Consider the following 14,526-nt stretch of genomic DNA (forward strand, 5'->3'; position numbering starts at 1 on the left):
TTCCCGGTGAAAAACCCGGATAATGGCGCCCATTTCGTTTTACGCGCTGGTGTGCCCGCATGGAAATCAAGGTCAATTTTCTCGACAATCTCCGACTTGAAGCCAAGTTCGACGACTTCACGGTGATCGCCGATCAGCCCATTCGCTACAAGGGTGATGGCTCGGCGCCAGGTCCTTTCGACTATTTCCTGGCCTCTTCGGCCCTGTGCGCGGCGTATTTCGTCAAGCTCTACTGCCAGACTCGCGACATTCCCACCGAAAACATCCGCCTGTCGCAGAACAACATCGTCGACCCGGAAAACCGCTACAACCAGATCTTCAAGATCCAGGTCGAGCTGCCTGAAGATATCAGCGAGAAGGACCGCCAGGGCATCCTGCGCTCCATCGACCGCTGCACCGTGAAGAAAGTGGTGCAGACCGGCCCCGAGTTCATCATCGAAGAGGTCGACAACCTCGACGCCGACGCCCAGGCGCTGCTGATGCCGGTGTCCGACACCACCACCTACATTCCTGGCAAGGACCTGCCGCTGGAGCAGACCATCGCCAACATGTCGGCGATCTTGGCCGATCTGGGGATGAAGATCGAGATCGCCTCCTGGCGCAACATCGTGCCCAACGTCTGGTCGCTGCACGTACGCGACGCGCAGTCGCCGATGTGCTTCACCAACGGCAAGGGCGCGACCAAGGAAGCTGCGCTGGCTTCGGCACTGGGTGAGTTCATCGAGCGCTTGAACTGCAACTTCTTCTACAACGACCAGTTCTGGGGCGAGGACATCGCCAACGCACCGTTCGTGCACTATCCGAACGAGCAGTGGTTCATGCCAGGCCCGAAGGACGCGCTGCCGCAGGAGATTCTCGACGAGTACTGCCTGGCGATCTTCAACCCGGATGGCGAGCTGCGTGGCTCGCACCTGTACGACACCAACTCGGGCAACAAGGCCCGTGGCATCTGCTCGCTGCCGTTCGTGCGCCAGTCCGACGGGCAGACGGTGTACTTCCCGTCCAACCTGATCGAAAACCTCTACCTGAGCAACGGCATGAGCGCTGGCAACACCCTGGCCGAAGCCCAGGTGCAGTGCCTGTCGGAAATCTTCGAGCGGGCGGTCAAGCGCGAAATCCTCGAAGGCGAACTGTGCCTGCCGGACGTGCCGCAAGAGGTGCTGGCCAAGTACCCGGGCATCGTCGCCGGTATCCAGGGGCTGGAGCAGCAGGGCTTCCCGGTGCTGGTGAAGGATGCCTCGCTGGGCGGTGAATTCCCGGTGATGTGCGTGACCCTGATGAACCCGCGCACCGGCGGTGTGTTCGCCTCGTTCGGCGCGCATCCAAGCTTTGAAGTGGCGCTGGAACGCAGCCTCACCGAGTTGCTCCAGGGGCGCAGCTTCGAGGGCTTGAACGATCTGCCGCAACCAACCTTCGAAAGCCACGCGTTGACCGAGCCGAACAACTTCGTCGAGCATTTCATCGACTCCAGCGGCGTGGTGTCGTGGCGCTTCTTCAGTGCCAAGGCCGACTTCGAGTTCGTCGAGTGGGACTTCTCGGGCCAGGGTGAGGACTCCAACGAGCAGGAAGCGCAGACGCTGTTCGGCATCCTGGAAGGGCTGGGCAAGGAAGCGTACATGGCGGTGTACGACGACCTCGGTGCCACCGCCTGCCGCATCCTGGTGCCGGGTTACTCGGAAATCTACCCGGTCGAGGACCTGATCTGGGACAACACCAACCGTGCGCTGGGTTTCCGTGCCGACATCCTCAACCTGCACAGCCTCGACAGCCGCTCGCTGAAGTTGCTGTACAAGCGCCTGGAGCAGGTCGAGGTGGACGAATACACCACCATCACCACGCTGATCGGCGTCGAGTTCGACGACAACACGGTGTGGGGCCAGCTGACCATCCTTGAGCTCAAGCTGCTGATCCAGCTGGCGCTGCAGCGTTTCGAGGAGGCCAAGGAACTGGTGGAGATGTTCCTGCAGTTCAACGACAACACCGTCGAGCGCGGGCTGTTCTACCAGGCGCTGAACGTGGTGCTGGAAGTGGTGCTGGACGACGAGCTGGAGATGGACGACTACGTTTCCAACTTCCGGCGCATGTTCGGCAATGAGCGCATGGATGCGGCACTCGGCTCGGTGGACGGTAGCGTGCGCTTCTACGGGCTGACCCCAACCAGCCTGAAGCTCGAAGGCCTGGACCGCCACCTGCGTCTGGTCGAGAGCTACAAGAAACTGCATGCGGCGCGTGCCCGGGCAGCCGGCTGACGCGTTAGCTCTGCCCCGGGAGGTCTGTTCAGCGGGCCTCCCACCCTTCCTGACATCCCTCACCGCAGCCATGTGTCTCCTGGGCTGAACTTGGCGTCATACTTGCCTGTCAATGATGTAACAAAACTGTCATATATGGCTGACACAGGTTCTCACCCGATCCGATGCCTCACGCAAACCTACCCGCCAAGCACAGAGCGACGATCATCTGCTTCCATGAGCGGCGGGTTTTGCTCGTGCGCAAGAAAGGCGGTAAATGGAATTTCCCGGGTGGCCTGATAGAGCAGGGCGAGCAGCCGCATGAAGCGGCCGCGCGCGAGTTGCATGAGGAAACCGGCCTGAGCGGCCATGGCCTGCTGCACTTGTGCACCCTGGAAGTGGCAGGGATTCTCCATCACATCTTCACCACCCACCTGCACCCCGGCGATCGGCCGTGTGCGCGCAGAGAAATTGCGGCATGCACATGGATAGAGCGCCGTGGGCTGGGGCGTGCGCCGCTGACCCCCGCGGCCGAGGCGTTGCTGGCCTGCCAGATTCCGGCGCTGTCGACCTGGGCGGCCTGAAAATACAAGCCTTGCCGATCGCGGTGGGCAAGATTTGACGGCTCAGGCCTGCGCAGGCTGATCCTGGGTTGGGGCATCCAGCATCGCCTCGACCTCCAGCTTCAACCGGTCGGCCTTGCTGATGTACTTGGGCTTGTTGCTCCTGGGCGCCAGCTTGGCGTTGGCTTTCTTGGCGTGGGCCTTCAACAGCTGCTTGATCTTTTTCTGACGATTCATGTTCTCCACGCCCCTTGAGCGCATCCGCTAGCGAAACGCCGCGAGCTTAGCCTTGTGGGCATCGATGGACAAGGCAGATGCGCGCTGCTGGGTACGTTCATCTCTTTCTGCTAGCGTAGGCGGCCCTCTCAAATGGAGCGCTGGCCACCATGATCACCTACCGCCCGATGACCCTCGATGATTACGATGCCATCTTGGGGCTGATGCGCCAGACCCCTGGCGTTTCGGTACGTGAGGCCGACTCGTTCGAGGCTACACAACGCTACCTGCAGCGAAATCCACAGTTGAGCTTCGTCGCTGCGGCGGGATCGGTGTTGGTCGGTTGCGCGATGTCAGGGCACGATGGCCGCCGGGGTTACCTGCAACATGTGCTGGTGTTGCCGGAGTTTCGTCGTCAGGGCATCGCCAGGCAGCTCGTGGAGCTGTGTTTGCAGGGCCTGGCCGAGCAGGGTATTCGCAAGTGCCACCTGGATGTGCTCAAGACCAACCCGCAAGCGGCCGACTACTGGGCCCGGCATGGCTGGCAATTGCGCACGGACATCGAGCGTTTCTCCTTCACGCGGGCGGGCGACGAGAACGCCTGAGTCAGCACTTGGCCGCCTGGCGGTGTGTTGCAACCAGGGCAGGGCCGGACGTTCGTGCGGACTGGCCTGGATTATTTCCCACGTCTGGTAAGGCCATGCAGAAGTGTGGCGAAGGGTGTTTCCTCGTTTTTATCGTACTCATGCTCCAGGTGGTGCTTCTCCAGAATCGGCATCTTCTTGATCGTGTATTCGACGGCCGCAACTTCATGCACGTCCGCGCTGTCGTCCACCCGTTCGAACGCGCCCGGCGTGAAGCAGGTCAGGTTTTCCCCCTTGGACACAGTGCTTGGAAACAGAATGCCGTCGTACCCCTGTGTTCGGATGACGTCGGCAAAAAGCTGGGTCACGCTGTAGAGGTAGCGGTGCTCGGGTTGCACCGGCACGTTCAATACCGCGGCGATGGAGAGGATATCCCTGAGTCGCTCGAGCCGTTCGTCACTCAGAAAGTTTCTGATATCGAAGTTTGAGAAGTCGGCGACCTCCAGGGGACGCGTCGAGCGGAACTTCGAGGTCGAGATCAGGTGCCCCGGATGAGGGCGTATCTCCGCCACGGCAGTCAGTACATCGGAGGCCAGGTACAGGATGGAGACCCGGGCGCGGTTGAACCTGCCTTCGGTTGCAAGGTGCAGCGGGGGCGCGCCGATTTTCGCCTCAGCGTAGGGTTGGTAGACGAAGCCATTGTCGGTAGGTGAAAGGCTGGCCAGTTCCGTCAAGCGTGACTGGACACCTACCCGTGCGCGATAGAATTCACTCCCGCATGTCAGCTTGCGGCTGATGTCGCCGCGCAGGCTCTCCAGTAGCCTGGCGACATCGGACTCCACTTCAAAGTGATTGTTCTCCAGTGCGCGCTTGACCAGCAAGCGCACCCGATCGCTGTCGTAATCGCGTAGGCCCCACAGCACATTTCCATCGTAGTAACCGCCCCCCAGCGAGATGTCTTCGCCGGATTCGGGGTACCAGCCGTAATCTTCCACCGGGAGCCAGATTTCGTCGGGAATGTAATCGCTGTAGCGCTTGGAGAGATTGAAGATGGTGTCATCCCTGGCCATCAATGCTTGCAGGCTATCGCCACCGATGTGGCGGTTGTAGTCCCACTCTGAATAGTTGAGGCGCACGAGTGCACGCAGGATGCGCGTGATCCTGTAGTCCTCGACGCTGAGCCCTTTGCCGTTGCTGCTTTTGCACGTGGGGCAATGCCTCAGGCGCTTGCCGCGCTCCTGCAGTTCTGCACGAAGGCTCGGGTCGCTGACGCAGAATTCGCAGATCAAAGATCGGTATGGCATGTGCCTCTCCAGCAGCCCACCCATCCGTGGGCATGTCGGTGTTCTAGGCTTCGGTGGTCGCTTTGTGTTCGTTCTTTCGTGGTTCTGCGGGTGTCTGCTTGCGCAGATTGTGCAGGACGACTTCCTTGAACCGTGATGAGAGCCGGCTCAGTCGGTTATGCATGATGCTGGAGTACATGAAGGTGATCGCACAGACCAGGAAGATGACCAACTTGTGCTGCTGCGGGGCATAAAACAACGCAGTGAGCCCCCCGGCAAAGGCATTGAACGCCACCCCTCGGGCAATGCGATCCCTGCTGACGTAGGTTTCCATCGCCCTGACAGCGTCTGGGGCGGAGCGGGCAATGATCTCAGCGGTTTTTCCGTAGGGCTGCTGCTTGGGGCTACCCACGAGGCGTTGCCACAGCGACAGCACGCGGTCGCGCAGGCCCGAAAAGCGATTCAGCCGCGTATCGATCCACTCGTCCACCTGGGCGCCCCTTCTTATCAGGTACGAGGAGGTTGCATCGACGTAGATCCCCAGCACGTAGACGATCGGCAGGTAGATCAGAATGATGATCTCCTTGTAGTCCTTGAGCGTGCTCCAGGGAACCTCGGCAAAATAAGCGGGGTAATGTTCTCGGAGGATGGCGAGCATCCAGGCCGACGCGGCAATGCCGGAAATCAGGTATTCGATAAGCGCTACTGCGAACTGCATGGTGCCCTCGGTCAGGCTCGGGTGGGGGGGAGGGGTGGGGTGGCCGCGATGTGCAGGATTCTCCCATCGGGATGATCCGGGTTTAGCCAACAGCCGTCATGCTGTAGCCATTTGCTGGGGGTGAGGTCGACATCCTCGTATTGATTGAGCTGGATGCGCTTTTGGGTTTGCTTGCGCAATTGACGGACGTGCTTCATAGCCTGAGCGTGTGCAGCGACGAAGCCGGACTCGTTACCGTGATATTTGACCACGACGAGCCGTTTTCTCCCATCGGCTGGTGCCGTGAACTGTCTGAAGTAGCGTGGACGGTAGCGTTCGTCGCACTGTGCAAGCCAACCGACGACAAGGCGAGCAGCAGGCATCGCGCTCTCTGAAACCACCAGATTGGTGATCGAGTCAATGTTGTCCCAGTCGTTATCGCTGGAGGCTTTCTTGACCTTCACCGAGTCGTAGGCAATGCCATGGTGGCTATCAAAGTCAAGATAACGCTTGGCCGTGTCGTTGATGACGGCATAAAAGCCCTTGTCATTGCTTTTGAACAGGTCACTGAGCAGCTTTGCAAAATGACCGCTGTCGGGGTCGGCGTAGACGAAGTGGGTATCGTTCTGCAGGGTGAAGTAGCTGAACAGGAAGTAATCGCCTGGCTCGATTCCGCATTCCTTCAAGGCCACATAAGGATGGTCCGCCACGTACAGCTTGCGCTCGCCATGGTCATTGAAGCGACCCATGCGAGTCTTTGCGGCCGGCGGGAAGAATTCATCGATATCGACCGTTCCACTCATGAAGGTATGTACACGTGCAGCCTTGATCCTGCGCACCCTTGAAAATACCGAGCCCTTGCAGTAAGTGCGAGAATCAAGAGGTACAGCACCCAGGCTGTAGGCGAACGGGTTCGATTGCGGCAACAGGTATTGGCGGATAGCTTCGCGGTAGCCTTGTACCCCGAAGATGGGATTGTAAGTATCGAAGTTGACAGTCAGCGGCGGAATGAATCGAAGCTGGAAGTTCATGCGTAGAGCCTTGGGACGTCCTTGCAGATATTGACCGAGGCACTCAGCGCGTTAGGCCAAGTTTTTTCTCGAAGTACACTCGGTTGAAGCCGTCGTCGCTGCGCCGTGCGATCTCGACATAGCCGAGCCTGGGGTAGAGGCTGAGGTTCTCGGTCATTCGCTCGTTGGTATAGAGCTGCACTGCATTCAGCCCGAGCTGGCGCGCGCGGCTTTCGCACAGGTTGATCAGCGCCTTGCCGACACCCCGTCCGCTGGCACTGGGCAGCACGGCCACGTTTTCCAGCAGCATGTGGTTGTCGTGGGGGTAGAACACGATGAAGCCCTGCAGGCTGGCCTGCTCGTCCAGGGCCACGTGGACCCAGCCCGCCGCGATCTGGCTGGCGTAGTCGGCCAGTAATGGGGCGGGCTTACGGCCCATCAAAGGGACGTAGCGGGCATAAGCCTGTTCGGCGCAGGCCTGGACGGCGGGTTGGTCGGCGGGGGTGGCGGGTCGAATCATCGTGCGCTCTCCTGGGGGCGGATGCGGGCTGAGCCCGCGGGCGCGATCAGACGCCCGCAGGCTTGCAACCTAGTGAAGATCCTTGAGCAAGGCAACCAGGCTGCGCATGTGCTCGACAGCTTCGGTTGCTGCCTTGGCCGGCGGCAGGCTTTCGCTGCGACGGATAGTGAAATAGCCGTCGTCCTGTGACGTTTTGCGAATGCCGCGCCGTGCCCGTTCGGCGTTGGCGATTTCGATCAGTGGCTCACGATACTGCGCGTGCACGGAGTTGAGGTAGATGTAGGAGTTGATACGGAAGTGGTCGCCTTCCTGGCGGATCAGGAGCGCCGCCGCAAACAGTGTGCCCAGATCCGGGTCAAGGAAGCGTTCGAACTCTTCCAGGCTGAAGTAGGTGATGACCCGACGAGGATCGGTGGTGAGGCCGTCGAAAGCTTCGTTCAGCGCTCTGTGGAACCGAGCGAACTTGCGTTCTTTCAGGCACCTGTCCCACACCTGCGGTCTACGCGCATAGAGCTGGAACAAGCGCACATTGGCCTTTGCATCATTGCCCGTCGGCCCGTTGACCAGTGCTGCCAGATCCTTGGCGCGCGAACTCGGCGCATTGGGGGTGAGGATCTTGTGCAGGGCGTCGAGTGCCTCCTGATGCTTGCTTGCCACCGTGGTGACCAGCTTGCCCAGGCCGTCGCCTTCGGCGATCTCCTCTTCTTCCTGGATGGCCTTGCGAAACTGCGCCAGGGTGGATTTCACGTGAGGCGCGGTCCACTGCAGTTGTTCGATCTGGGTGAGGAACTCGGTCAGCCAGGTGTACCCAACCGGAATCCACTGGTCGTGCTCCGGGTCGTTCTCGTGGCCGTCGAGGAAGATATGGATGCCGCGATAGTTCGGGTAGAGACTGGTCAGGGCTTCGTAGTAGGTCTTGGTCTGGTCTTCCCCCTCGTGATGACCAAACTTGTTTTCGATGGCGATGTAAATCTTGGCCGCCGGGTCCAGCGCGAGTACGTCGATATAGCGCTTCTGGTTGCGCAGGCCCAGTTCGGCCTCCGTCATCACCATGAGCGAGGAGAAGGCCAGGGTCTGTACGTTCGAGGCGGCCAGGAAGCGGCGGTCATTGAGGCTCAGGTTTTCGATATGGCCGGATTGTCCTGCCCGGGTCAGCAGCGACTTGATCGCCTGGTCACCCAGCCCGTGCCCCTGGGTCGGATCGATCAGCCAGGCGAGGAAGCGGGATACGTTCACTTCCTTGGGGAAGCAGATCTGAAGAGCGTCGCTGTGGGTCGACAGCGCGAGCATCCGTTGCACATCCGGGTCGCCGTACAGGGCGTCCACCAGAGATTCCAAAGTCATACGAGTCCTGCAATGAAGGTGGGAGGTTGGGAGGGTTTACGATCAGCAGGCCTCGATCGGGCTGCGCTGTTGCTTGAGGAAGTCCAGGCAGTTCTTGCCTGCCTGCACGTCGATGTCACCGCGTTCGATATCAACGCACACGTGGTAGACGAACGGCTCATGTTTGGCGGCATAGCGCGCAGGGCGGGCGTCGGCATTGAACATCAGGATGCGATAGCGTGCGGGTGTCGACGCCTTGCGCAGTTTCTGCAGCGCAGTGGCTTTCTTGCCCTGGAAGAAGGATGGCGCCACATTGAAGGCCTCACCGATCAACGTCTCGGTCGGGGAACTGGCACGAATGTCATAGCCGTTCTTGTCCTCATTGCCAAATTCAACGGTGTATTCGGTGAACGGGAAAGTGGCTTCGCGCAGAAGGCCGGCGACGCCATTGAGAATGACCAGATCGGACATGATCCTGTTGGCCGCTTCGAACAGCGTGACGTCGGGGTAGGGGCCTGTACCGACCTTTACCCGCTTTATCGAAGTCAGCAACTGCACGCCGCTTTGGCCCTGTATCGAGGCGCCGATGCAAGCGAGGCTGTTTTCGAACTCCTGCTTGATCGCTTGGATGTTGGCGGCGTTGAGTGTTCTGACCGGTTGTTGCATCGGCGGGTCCTGTATCCGATTGTGGAGAGCTGAATCAGGTGGTAGAGGCATTGTGCCACTAATTCTGTGTGGCGTGCCATTTGGGCGGTTGCGCTGCCAGGACCTACAGCTGCATCGATGATTGCGTGATACGTATCGCGGTACGTTATCTGGCTCGTGGGAGCGCTGGTTTGCGGCTGCGACTTGCCCGCGAAGCAGACACCGCGGTGTACTTTTCGCGGGCGAGCCCGCTCCCACAAGGTGGCAGCTGTTCACGGGGTGGAAAGCCGGGTACACGGAAAACCCCGGTAGGTCCGAAGACCTCCCGCGCACAGCTGCCATAAAGGGCTGCCGCTTTCCATGTATCCGGGTTTCCACACCCGGTCGCTGAACACCAGCGACCGGGGAAGCCTATTGGCCAGGCTTCCCCGGGACAATCAGACGGGAGTCGACAGGTTGCGTAGGGTATTTCTCTGTGGTCATGGCTCTCTGTCGGACGTGGAGTAGTCTGCTGTAGGAATTAGCTCTTTATCGCGGCGCTTGCGGCAAGTCCAGGCTGTGCTCAGCGACCACGCCCCAGCGCATCCGGATTGGCCACATTCATTGGCGCACCCTCGAAAAACGCCCGCACATTGTCGAAAGCATCACCGAAGTACAGCTCGTAGCCCGCCTTCTCCACATACCCCAGGTGCGGCGTGCACAGCACGCGCGGGTGCTGGAGCAAGGGGTGGGCAGGGTCGAGCAGCGGTTCGCTCTCGTACACATCCAGGGCAGCAAAGCCCGGGCGTCCATTGTCCAGCGCCGCGAGCAGGGCACCCGGGGCGATCAGCTCGGCGCGGCTGACGTTCACCAGCAAGGCGTCGGGCTTCATGCGTGCCAGGTCATCGCCGGTCACGAGGTGGCGAGTGCTGTCGGACAGGCGCAGGTTGAGGCTGACAATGTCGGCGTCGGCAAAGAACGCCTCGCGCGAGGCTGCAGCCCGGTGGCCATCGGCCTGGGCAGCCGCGCGGCTGCTCTCGCTGCCCCAAACCAGCACCGGCATGTCGAAGGCCTGGGCGTAGCGCGCCAGGCGTTGGCCGATCTTGCCGTATCCCCAGATCCCCAAGGTCTGCCCCGCCAGGGCCTGGCCCAGGTTGACCTGCCAGCGCCCTTGCCTGAAGGCATCGATCGCCGGCACCAATTGACGGCGAGCGTTGAGGATCAGCGTCCATGCCAGCTCCGCCGGCGCCACCGGCGAGCCGCGGCCTTCGGTCACGACAACGCCACGTGCGGTGCAGGCTGCCAGGTCCAGATGGCTGGATACCTTGCCGGTCTGGCTGATCAGCTTGAGCTTGGGCAACCGGTCGAGCAGCGCCGCGTCGATGCGCGTGCGCTCGCGGGTGAGCACCAGCGCGTCGGCATCGGCAAAGCGCTCCACGAGCTGGTCCTCGGTGGCCGGTTGCAGTTGATGGAGGACAGTGACCTGGTGGTTGCCCAGGCAGGCGAAGCAGTCGAGCGTGCGGATCACATTCTGGTAGTCGTCGGGGATGACAATGTGCATGTGCGGCGGTCCGAGCGGGTCTGGGGGAGGTCAGACGATAGCCGAATTCGCCAGCGGTGCACGAGCCCTCTTCAGTGTGTATCGCCACCGCGCGACAGCGCCTGGAGTACGGCCATCGCCCGTGCGGCGTCGCTGCTGGCGACAAAGATATGGTCGTGATAATAGGCGGCGATCACGTTGCAACTGATGCCCGCTTCTCCAAGTGCGCTGGCGAACGCGGCAGTGAGGCCGACGGCATCGAGCGCGGAGTGGATGGTCAGGGTGATCCAGGCCGCGACGAAGCTGTACTCCAGGCCCAGGGCATCGGCGCGTGAACGTTCGAGGATCGCGGTCAGACCCTCCTGCTCGCGGAAGCTGCCGAGCACTTCGCTGCCCTGCAAAGCTGCGCTGTCGGCCACGGTGCAGAACACGTATTCGCCGGGGTTGAGTTTGGGGCTCATGCCGCGCAGCAGCGCGGTGAGGGATTTTTCGCCTGACATGGGGGAGCTCTGCGTCTGAAAAGTTCGCCAGTGTGCCTTGCCGGTACTGATCAGTAGAGCGAATGTTTCTGATGGCCGATTAGCCTGGCTTATGTAAACAACGATGGACGCGGGCTTGAGGCCCATGGAAGATTGATTCCCCTTTCCCGCCAGACTGTTCCCCCGCAAAGCGAGTGAAGCAATGGATCTGAAATTCAGTCATGTCGATGTACTGGTCAGCGACCTCGAGGGCGCGTGTGCGTATTACGCACGGGTACTCGGTGCGCGGATCTCGAAAACCCAGGTCTGGGAGCGCGGCGGTCTGCATGTGCGCTACGCCGTGGTGCTGATGGGGGCGGAGCGTTTCATGCTGGTCCAGCCGCTGGCAGGCAATCTCAAGACGCTGCTCGAGACCCAGGGGGAGGGCACCATCTACCGCCATTGCTATTCCACTCCGGACATCGAGGTGGTGTACGACCAGCTGATGGCGCAAGGTGTTCAGCCCGAGGACGAAAATGGCAACCCGCTGGCCCGGAATGACCTGCAAGCGCCGGGAGGCGGGCGGATCATCTGGCTGCCCAAGCAGTTCGGGCACTTTTCGATCGAGATCCTCGAGGCCGAGGGGCTGGAGCGCTTTATCGAAGAGGTGTTTGCCTGACCCGGCATCGACCTCGATCGGTCAACGGAAGATCAGCGACTGATGCGCTGCACCGCCAGTGCGGGCACCATCACCCACCGCAATTGCCACGTTCCCTGCGGCCACTGCCGCATCGCCGCAGGCGAACACACCTGACACGTTGGTTTCGCGCAAGGCATCGACCTTGATGAAGTCGCCGGTCGGCCCAGCCTCCAGGGCACAACCCAACTGCTGCGCCAGCGGGCTGGCGATACGCGTGCGTGGCTGAGTGAACAGGCCCGCCAGGGCTATCACCCGGCCGCTGGCCAAGGTCACCTCGGCGTGCTCGCCGCCCACCGATATCACCGCTTCGCGCTCGACCACCACACCGCGCTTGTCGAGCATCGCCTGCTGCTCGGCATCGGGCTCGAAGATCTGATTGAGGAACAAGGTGGTCGGCCCCCAGTCGGGGACCAGCAATGCGTGGTGCATGGCCAAGGGTGAGGCGGCCAGAACGCCGATCGCCGCACCTCCCATTTCATACCCATGACAGTACGGGCAATGCACCACGCTGCGGCCCCAGCGCTCCTGCAGACCGGGGACATCCGGCAGTTCATCGACCACACCGGTGGCCAGTATCAACCGTGCGCCGGTGAAGGTCTGGCCATCGGCGCAGGTGACCGCGAAGCCTTGGTCAGCCTTGCTGGCCTCGACGGCTGCCTGTGCAAGCCACTCGACACTCGGGTAGGCAAGCAACTGCTCGCGTGCCTGACGAGCGATAAGGGCGGGGTCGGTGCCATCTTGAGCGAGGAAGCCGTGGGCGTTGCGGGCGAAGCGGTTGCGCCGCTGCCCGGCATCGATCACCAGCACCTTGCGCCGTGCCCGCGCCAGTTGCAGGCCGGCCGAGATACCGGCGTAGCTGCCGCCAACGATGATCACATCGAATTGCATGGGAGGTTCTCCGGGAAGATCTCGACACAACGTAAGTTACGTAAATAAGCGCGTCAAGTGTCTCGTAACCTTTGTTGTGTCGGGCGATACTGCGCGCACCTTCCTCGACGATTGCCCTCCCATGAGAAACGACACCCGCCTGTCCCGCATGCTCCACGTGCTGATTCACATGGCGCGGCACGAACAGCCTGCAACGTCCGAAACCCTTGCGCAGATGCTTGGCACCAACCCGGTGGTGGTGCGGCGCACCATGGGGCTTTTGAAAAAGCAGGGCTATGTGCAGTCCGAAAAGGGCCACCGCGGCGGTTGGACATTGGCCCGCCCGCTTGAACAGATCACCCTGCTGGACATCCATCAAGCACTGGGGGCTTCGACGTTGTTCGCCATTGGCCTTGCGACCGATCACCCGCAATGCCTGGTCGAGCAGGCAGTGAACGCCGCGCTGACCGACGCCTTCAATGCAGCCCAGGCGCTGCTGCTCGAGCGCCTGGGGAGCGTGACCCTGGCGCAGTTGGCAGAAGATTTCGAACGACGTTACCAGGGCTGTGTGCCCTTGGCCGAGGCGTGATTTGCCGGTATCGATCGATACCGGCACAGGTCGGTCACCAAAGCACGATATCGTAGGTCAGGTAGAGCCGATTGCTATCGCGGCCACGGGCGAAATCCGAGCGGTACACGTAGTTGCGCAGCTTGGCGCCCAGCCCCTTGAACGGTCCGGATTGCACAACGTAGGCCAGTTCCGCGTCGCGTTCCCATTCGCGCAACCCGTCTTCGCCTGAGCGGTGGTTGTCGCCACTGAGGTAGCGGGTCATGAAGGTCAGTCCGGGAACCCCTGCGGCAGCGAAGTTGTAGGCATAGCTGGCCATCCAGGTCTTTTCGTCTTCCTCGATGAATTTTCCGATACCGACGTTGCTGAACGAATACACGGTCGCGCCGCTGATGTAGGGCAGGCCGGCGTCGCCGCGCAGCACCTGGTAGCCGGTGCCGAAGGCATGGCCGCTGTGGCTGTAGGTCAGTTGCCCGCTGAGCATGTGGTTGTCGATGCGTCCGGCCTGGGCCGCGCCGTCGTCGCGGCTCCTGAAATAGCGCAGGTCGCTGGCAAGCGTGCCCCCGCCCAGCGGCAGGTCATGTTGAATGCCGGCGAAGTCCTGGCGGTAGAAGTCGCTCAACTCGCCGTGGAAATAACTCAGGCGCAATTGCTTGCTGACCGCGTAGTCGGCGCCGCCGTAGCTGAAATCGCCGGATTCGCGACCGCTGTAGCCGTCCAGAAACAGCCCGGTGCTGTTCGATGAGTCGCGTAGCTTGAAGCGATCCAGATGTCCGAATGTGAGGGTGAGGTTGTCGAGGTCGTTGCTGACCAGTTGGCTGCCCTGGTAGGTCTGCGGCAGCAGGCGGGCGTCGTTGTAGACCAGCACGGGGGTCTTGGGCAGCAGTGTTCCGTGCTTGACGACTGTCTTGCCCAGGCGTGCCTTGGCAGTGACGCCGGCGCTGGCGAATTCTTCGGCGGCGTGGCCGTCGTCGTGCACCGGCAGCAGGCCTGTGCCACTGCGTCCACGACCAGAGTCCAGGCGTACGCCAAGCAGGCCCGACGCATCGATGCCAAGCCCCAGGACACCCGGGGTATAGCCGGATTGATAATCGAGCAGAAAGCCTTGGGCCCATTCCACTCGTTCGCTCTTGGCGTTGGCGGCAGCACGGCTGCTCATGCCGTGTTCGTCACGGAAATTCTCGTTGAAATAGACGTTGCGCAGTTGCAGCTTCAGTGTGCTGTCATCGACGAAACCGGCAGCGCCAGCAACTGGCATGCAGCCGCAGAGCAGGGCACAGCCGGCCCCTCGCAGAACGATTCGAGACATGATCGGTACTCTAATGTGGGTCGCACAGAGGGCGGG

Annotated in this window: 16 protein-coding genes; 5 read left to right on the top strand and 11 right to left on the bottom strand. The window is 61.3% G+C overall.

The window, feature by feature from the left end; genetic code table 11:
• Nucleotides 1–59 precede the first annotated feature (59 nt).
• Both AC2CGW_RS06280 and AC2CGW_RS06285 read left to right on the top strand, forming a co-directional pair.
• Nucleotides 60–2,249 carry an OsmC domain/YcaO domain-containing protein gene (locus AC2CGW_RS06280; protein ID WP_484573708.1) on the top strand — a complete coding sequence of 730 codons (2,190 nt, stop codon included), beginning with the start codon at nucleotides 60–62 and terminating at the stop codon, nucleotides 2,247–2,249.
• Nucleotides 2,250–2,413: 164 nt separating this feature from the next.
• Entirely contained in the window at nucleotides 2,414–2,812 is a 399-nt protein-coding gene (locus AC2CGW_RS06285) for an NUDIX domain-containing protein (RefSeq protein WP_186664088.1), read from the top strand.
• Nucleotides 2,813–2,854: 42 nt separating this feature from the next.
• Here AC2CGW_RS06285 and AC2CGW_RS06290 read toward each other — a convergent pair whose 3' ends face one another.
• A complete protein-coding gene (locus AC2CGW_RS06290) occupies nucleotides 2,855–3,028 on the bottom strand; it encodes a DUF2986 domain-containing protein (protein ID WP_288374990.1) in 174 nt (57 codons plus the stop codon).
• Between the two features lie 149 nt (nucleotides 3,029–3,177).
• Between AC2CGW_RS06290 and AC2CGW_RS06295 the strand changes: the two genes are divergently transcribed.
• Entirely contained in the window at nucleotides 3,178–3,612 is a 435-nt protein-coding gene (locus tag AC2CGW_RS06295; protein WP_186720535.1) for a GNAT family N-acetyltransferase, read from the top strand.
• Between the two features lie 71 nt (nucleotides 3,613–3,683).
• Here AC2CGW_RS06295 and AC2CGW_RS06300 read toward each other — a convergent pair whose 3' ends face one another.
• From AC2CGW_RS06300 to AC2CGW_RS06335, 8 genes are all read right to left on the bottom strand, one after another.
• Nucleotides 3,684–4,895 carry an RES family NAD+ phosphorylase gene (locus tag AC2CGW_RS06300; protein ID WP_484573709.1) on the bottom strand — a complete coding sequence of 404 codons (1,212 nt, stop codon included), beginning with the start codon at nucleotides 4,893–4,895 and terminating at the stop codon, nucleotides 3,684–3,686.
• Between the two features lie 43 nt (nucleotides 4,896–4,938).
• Nucleotides 4,939–5,592 carry a hypothetical protein gene (locus tag AC2CGW_RS06305; RefSeq protein WP_288374987.1) on the bottom strand — a complete coding sequence of 218 codons (654 nt, stop codon included), beginning with the start codon at nucleotides 5,590–5,592 and terminating at the stop codon, nucleotides 4,939–4,941.
• An 11-nt stretch (nucleotides 5,593–5,603) separates the two neighbouring features.
• Nucleotides 5,604–6,602, bottom strand: coding sequence for a hypothetical protein (locus AC2CGW_RS06310; RefSeq protein WP_484573710.1), 999 nt, complete (start codon nucleotides 6,600–6,602; stop codon nucleotides 5,604–5,606).
• A 43-nt stretch (nucleotides 6,603–6,645) separates the two neighbouring features.
• The gene (locus tag AC2CGW_RS06315; protein ID WP_484573711.1) at nucleotides 6,646–7,101 is read right to left on the bottom strand and encodes a GNAT family N-acetyltransferase; all 456 of its coding nucleotides are present in this window, start codon (nucleotides 7,099–7,101) and stop codon (nucleotides 6,646–6,648) included.
• Between the two features lie 69 nt (nucleotides 7,102–7,170).
• Entirely contained in the window at nucleotides 7,171–8,445 is a 1,275-nt protein-coding gene (locus AC2CGW_RS06320) for a PDDEXK-like family protein (RefSeq protein ID WP_186707752.1), read from the bottom strand.
• A 42-nt stretch (nucleotides 8,446–8,487) separates the two neighbouring features.
• Nucleotides 8,488–9,090 carry a hypothetical protein gene (locus AC2CGW_RS06325; protein WP_186707750.1) on the bottom strand — a complete coding sequence of 201 codons (603 nt, stop codon included), beginning with the start codon at nucleotides 9,088–9,090 and terminating at the stop codon, nucleotides 8,488–8,490.
• A 541-nt stretch (nucleotides 9,091–9,631) separates the two neighbouring features.
• On the bottom strand, nucleotides 9,632–10,609 hold the full coding sequence (locus tag AC2CGW_RS06330; protein ID WP_484573712.1) for a D-2-hydroxyacid dehydrogenase family protein: 978 nt from the start codon (nucleotides 10,607–10,609) through the stop codon (nucleotides 9,632–9,634).
• A gap of 71 nt (nucleotides 10,610–10,680) precedes the next feature.
• Nucleotides 10,681–11,088: an ACT domain-containing protein gene (locus tag AC2CGW_RS06335; RefSeq protein WP_484573713.1), complete on the bottom strand. Its 408-nt coding sequence runs from the start codon at nucleotides 11,086–11,088 to the stop codon at nucleotides 10,681–10,683.
• 181 nt (nucleotides 11,089–11,269) lie between these two features.
• Between AC2CGW_RS06335 and AC2CGW_RS06340 the strand changes: the two genes are divergently transcribed.
• Nucleotides 11,270–11,725 carry a VOC family protein gene (locus tag AC2CGW_RS06340; RefSeq protein WP_186707746.1) on the top strand — a complete coding sequence of 152 codons (456 nt, stop codon included), beginning with the start codon at nucleotides 11,270–11,272 and terminating at the stop codon, nucleotides 11,723–11,725.
• 21 nt (nucleotides 11,726–11,746) lie between these two features.
• Here AC2CGW_RS06340 and AC2CGW_RS06345 read toward each other — a convergent pair whose 3' ends face one another.
• Complete coding sequence (locus AC2CGW_RS06345; RefSeq protein WP_186664116.1) at nucleotides 11,747–12,634, bottom strand: NAD(P)/FAD-dependent oxidoreductase; 888 nt, start codon at nucleotides 12,632–12,634, stop codon at nucleotides 11,747–11,749.
• 121 nt (nucleotides 12,635–12,755) lie between these two features.
• On the opposite strand from AC2CGW_RS06345, the gene AC2CGW_RS06350 reads away from it, so the two are divergent.
• Complete coding sequence (locus tag AC2CGW_RS06350; RefSeq protein WP_484573714.1) at nucleotides 12,756–13,202, top strand: Rrf2 family transcriptional regulator; 447 nt, start codon at nucleotides 12,756–12,758, stop codon at nucleotides 13,200–13,202.
• A 34-nt stretch (nucleotides 13,203–13,236) separates the two neighbouring features.
• Here the strand turns inward: AC2CGW_RS06350 and AC2CGW_RS06355 are convergent, their stop codons facing one another.
• Nucleotides 13,237–14,490, bottom strand: coding sequence for an OprD family porin (locus tag AC2CGW_RS06355; RefSeq protein WP_186664120.1), 1,254 nt, complete (start codon nucleotides 14,488–14,490; stop codon nucleotides 13,237–13,239).
• Nucleotides 14,491–14,526: the final 36 nt, after the last annotated feature.

The organism is Pseudomonas sp. SYWMCR5 (assembly GCF_057197165.1).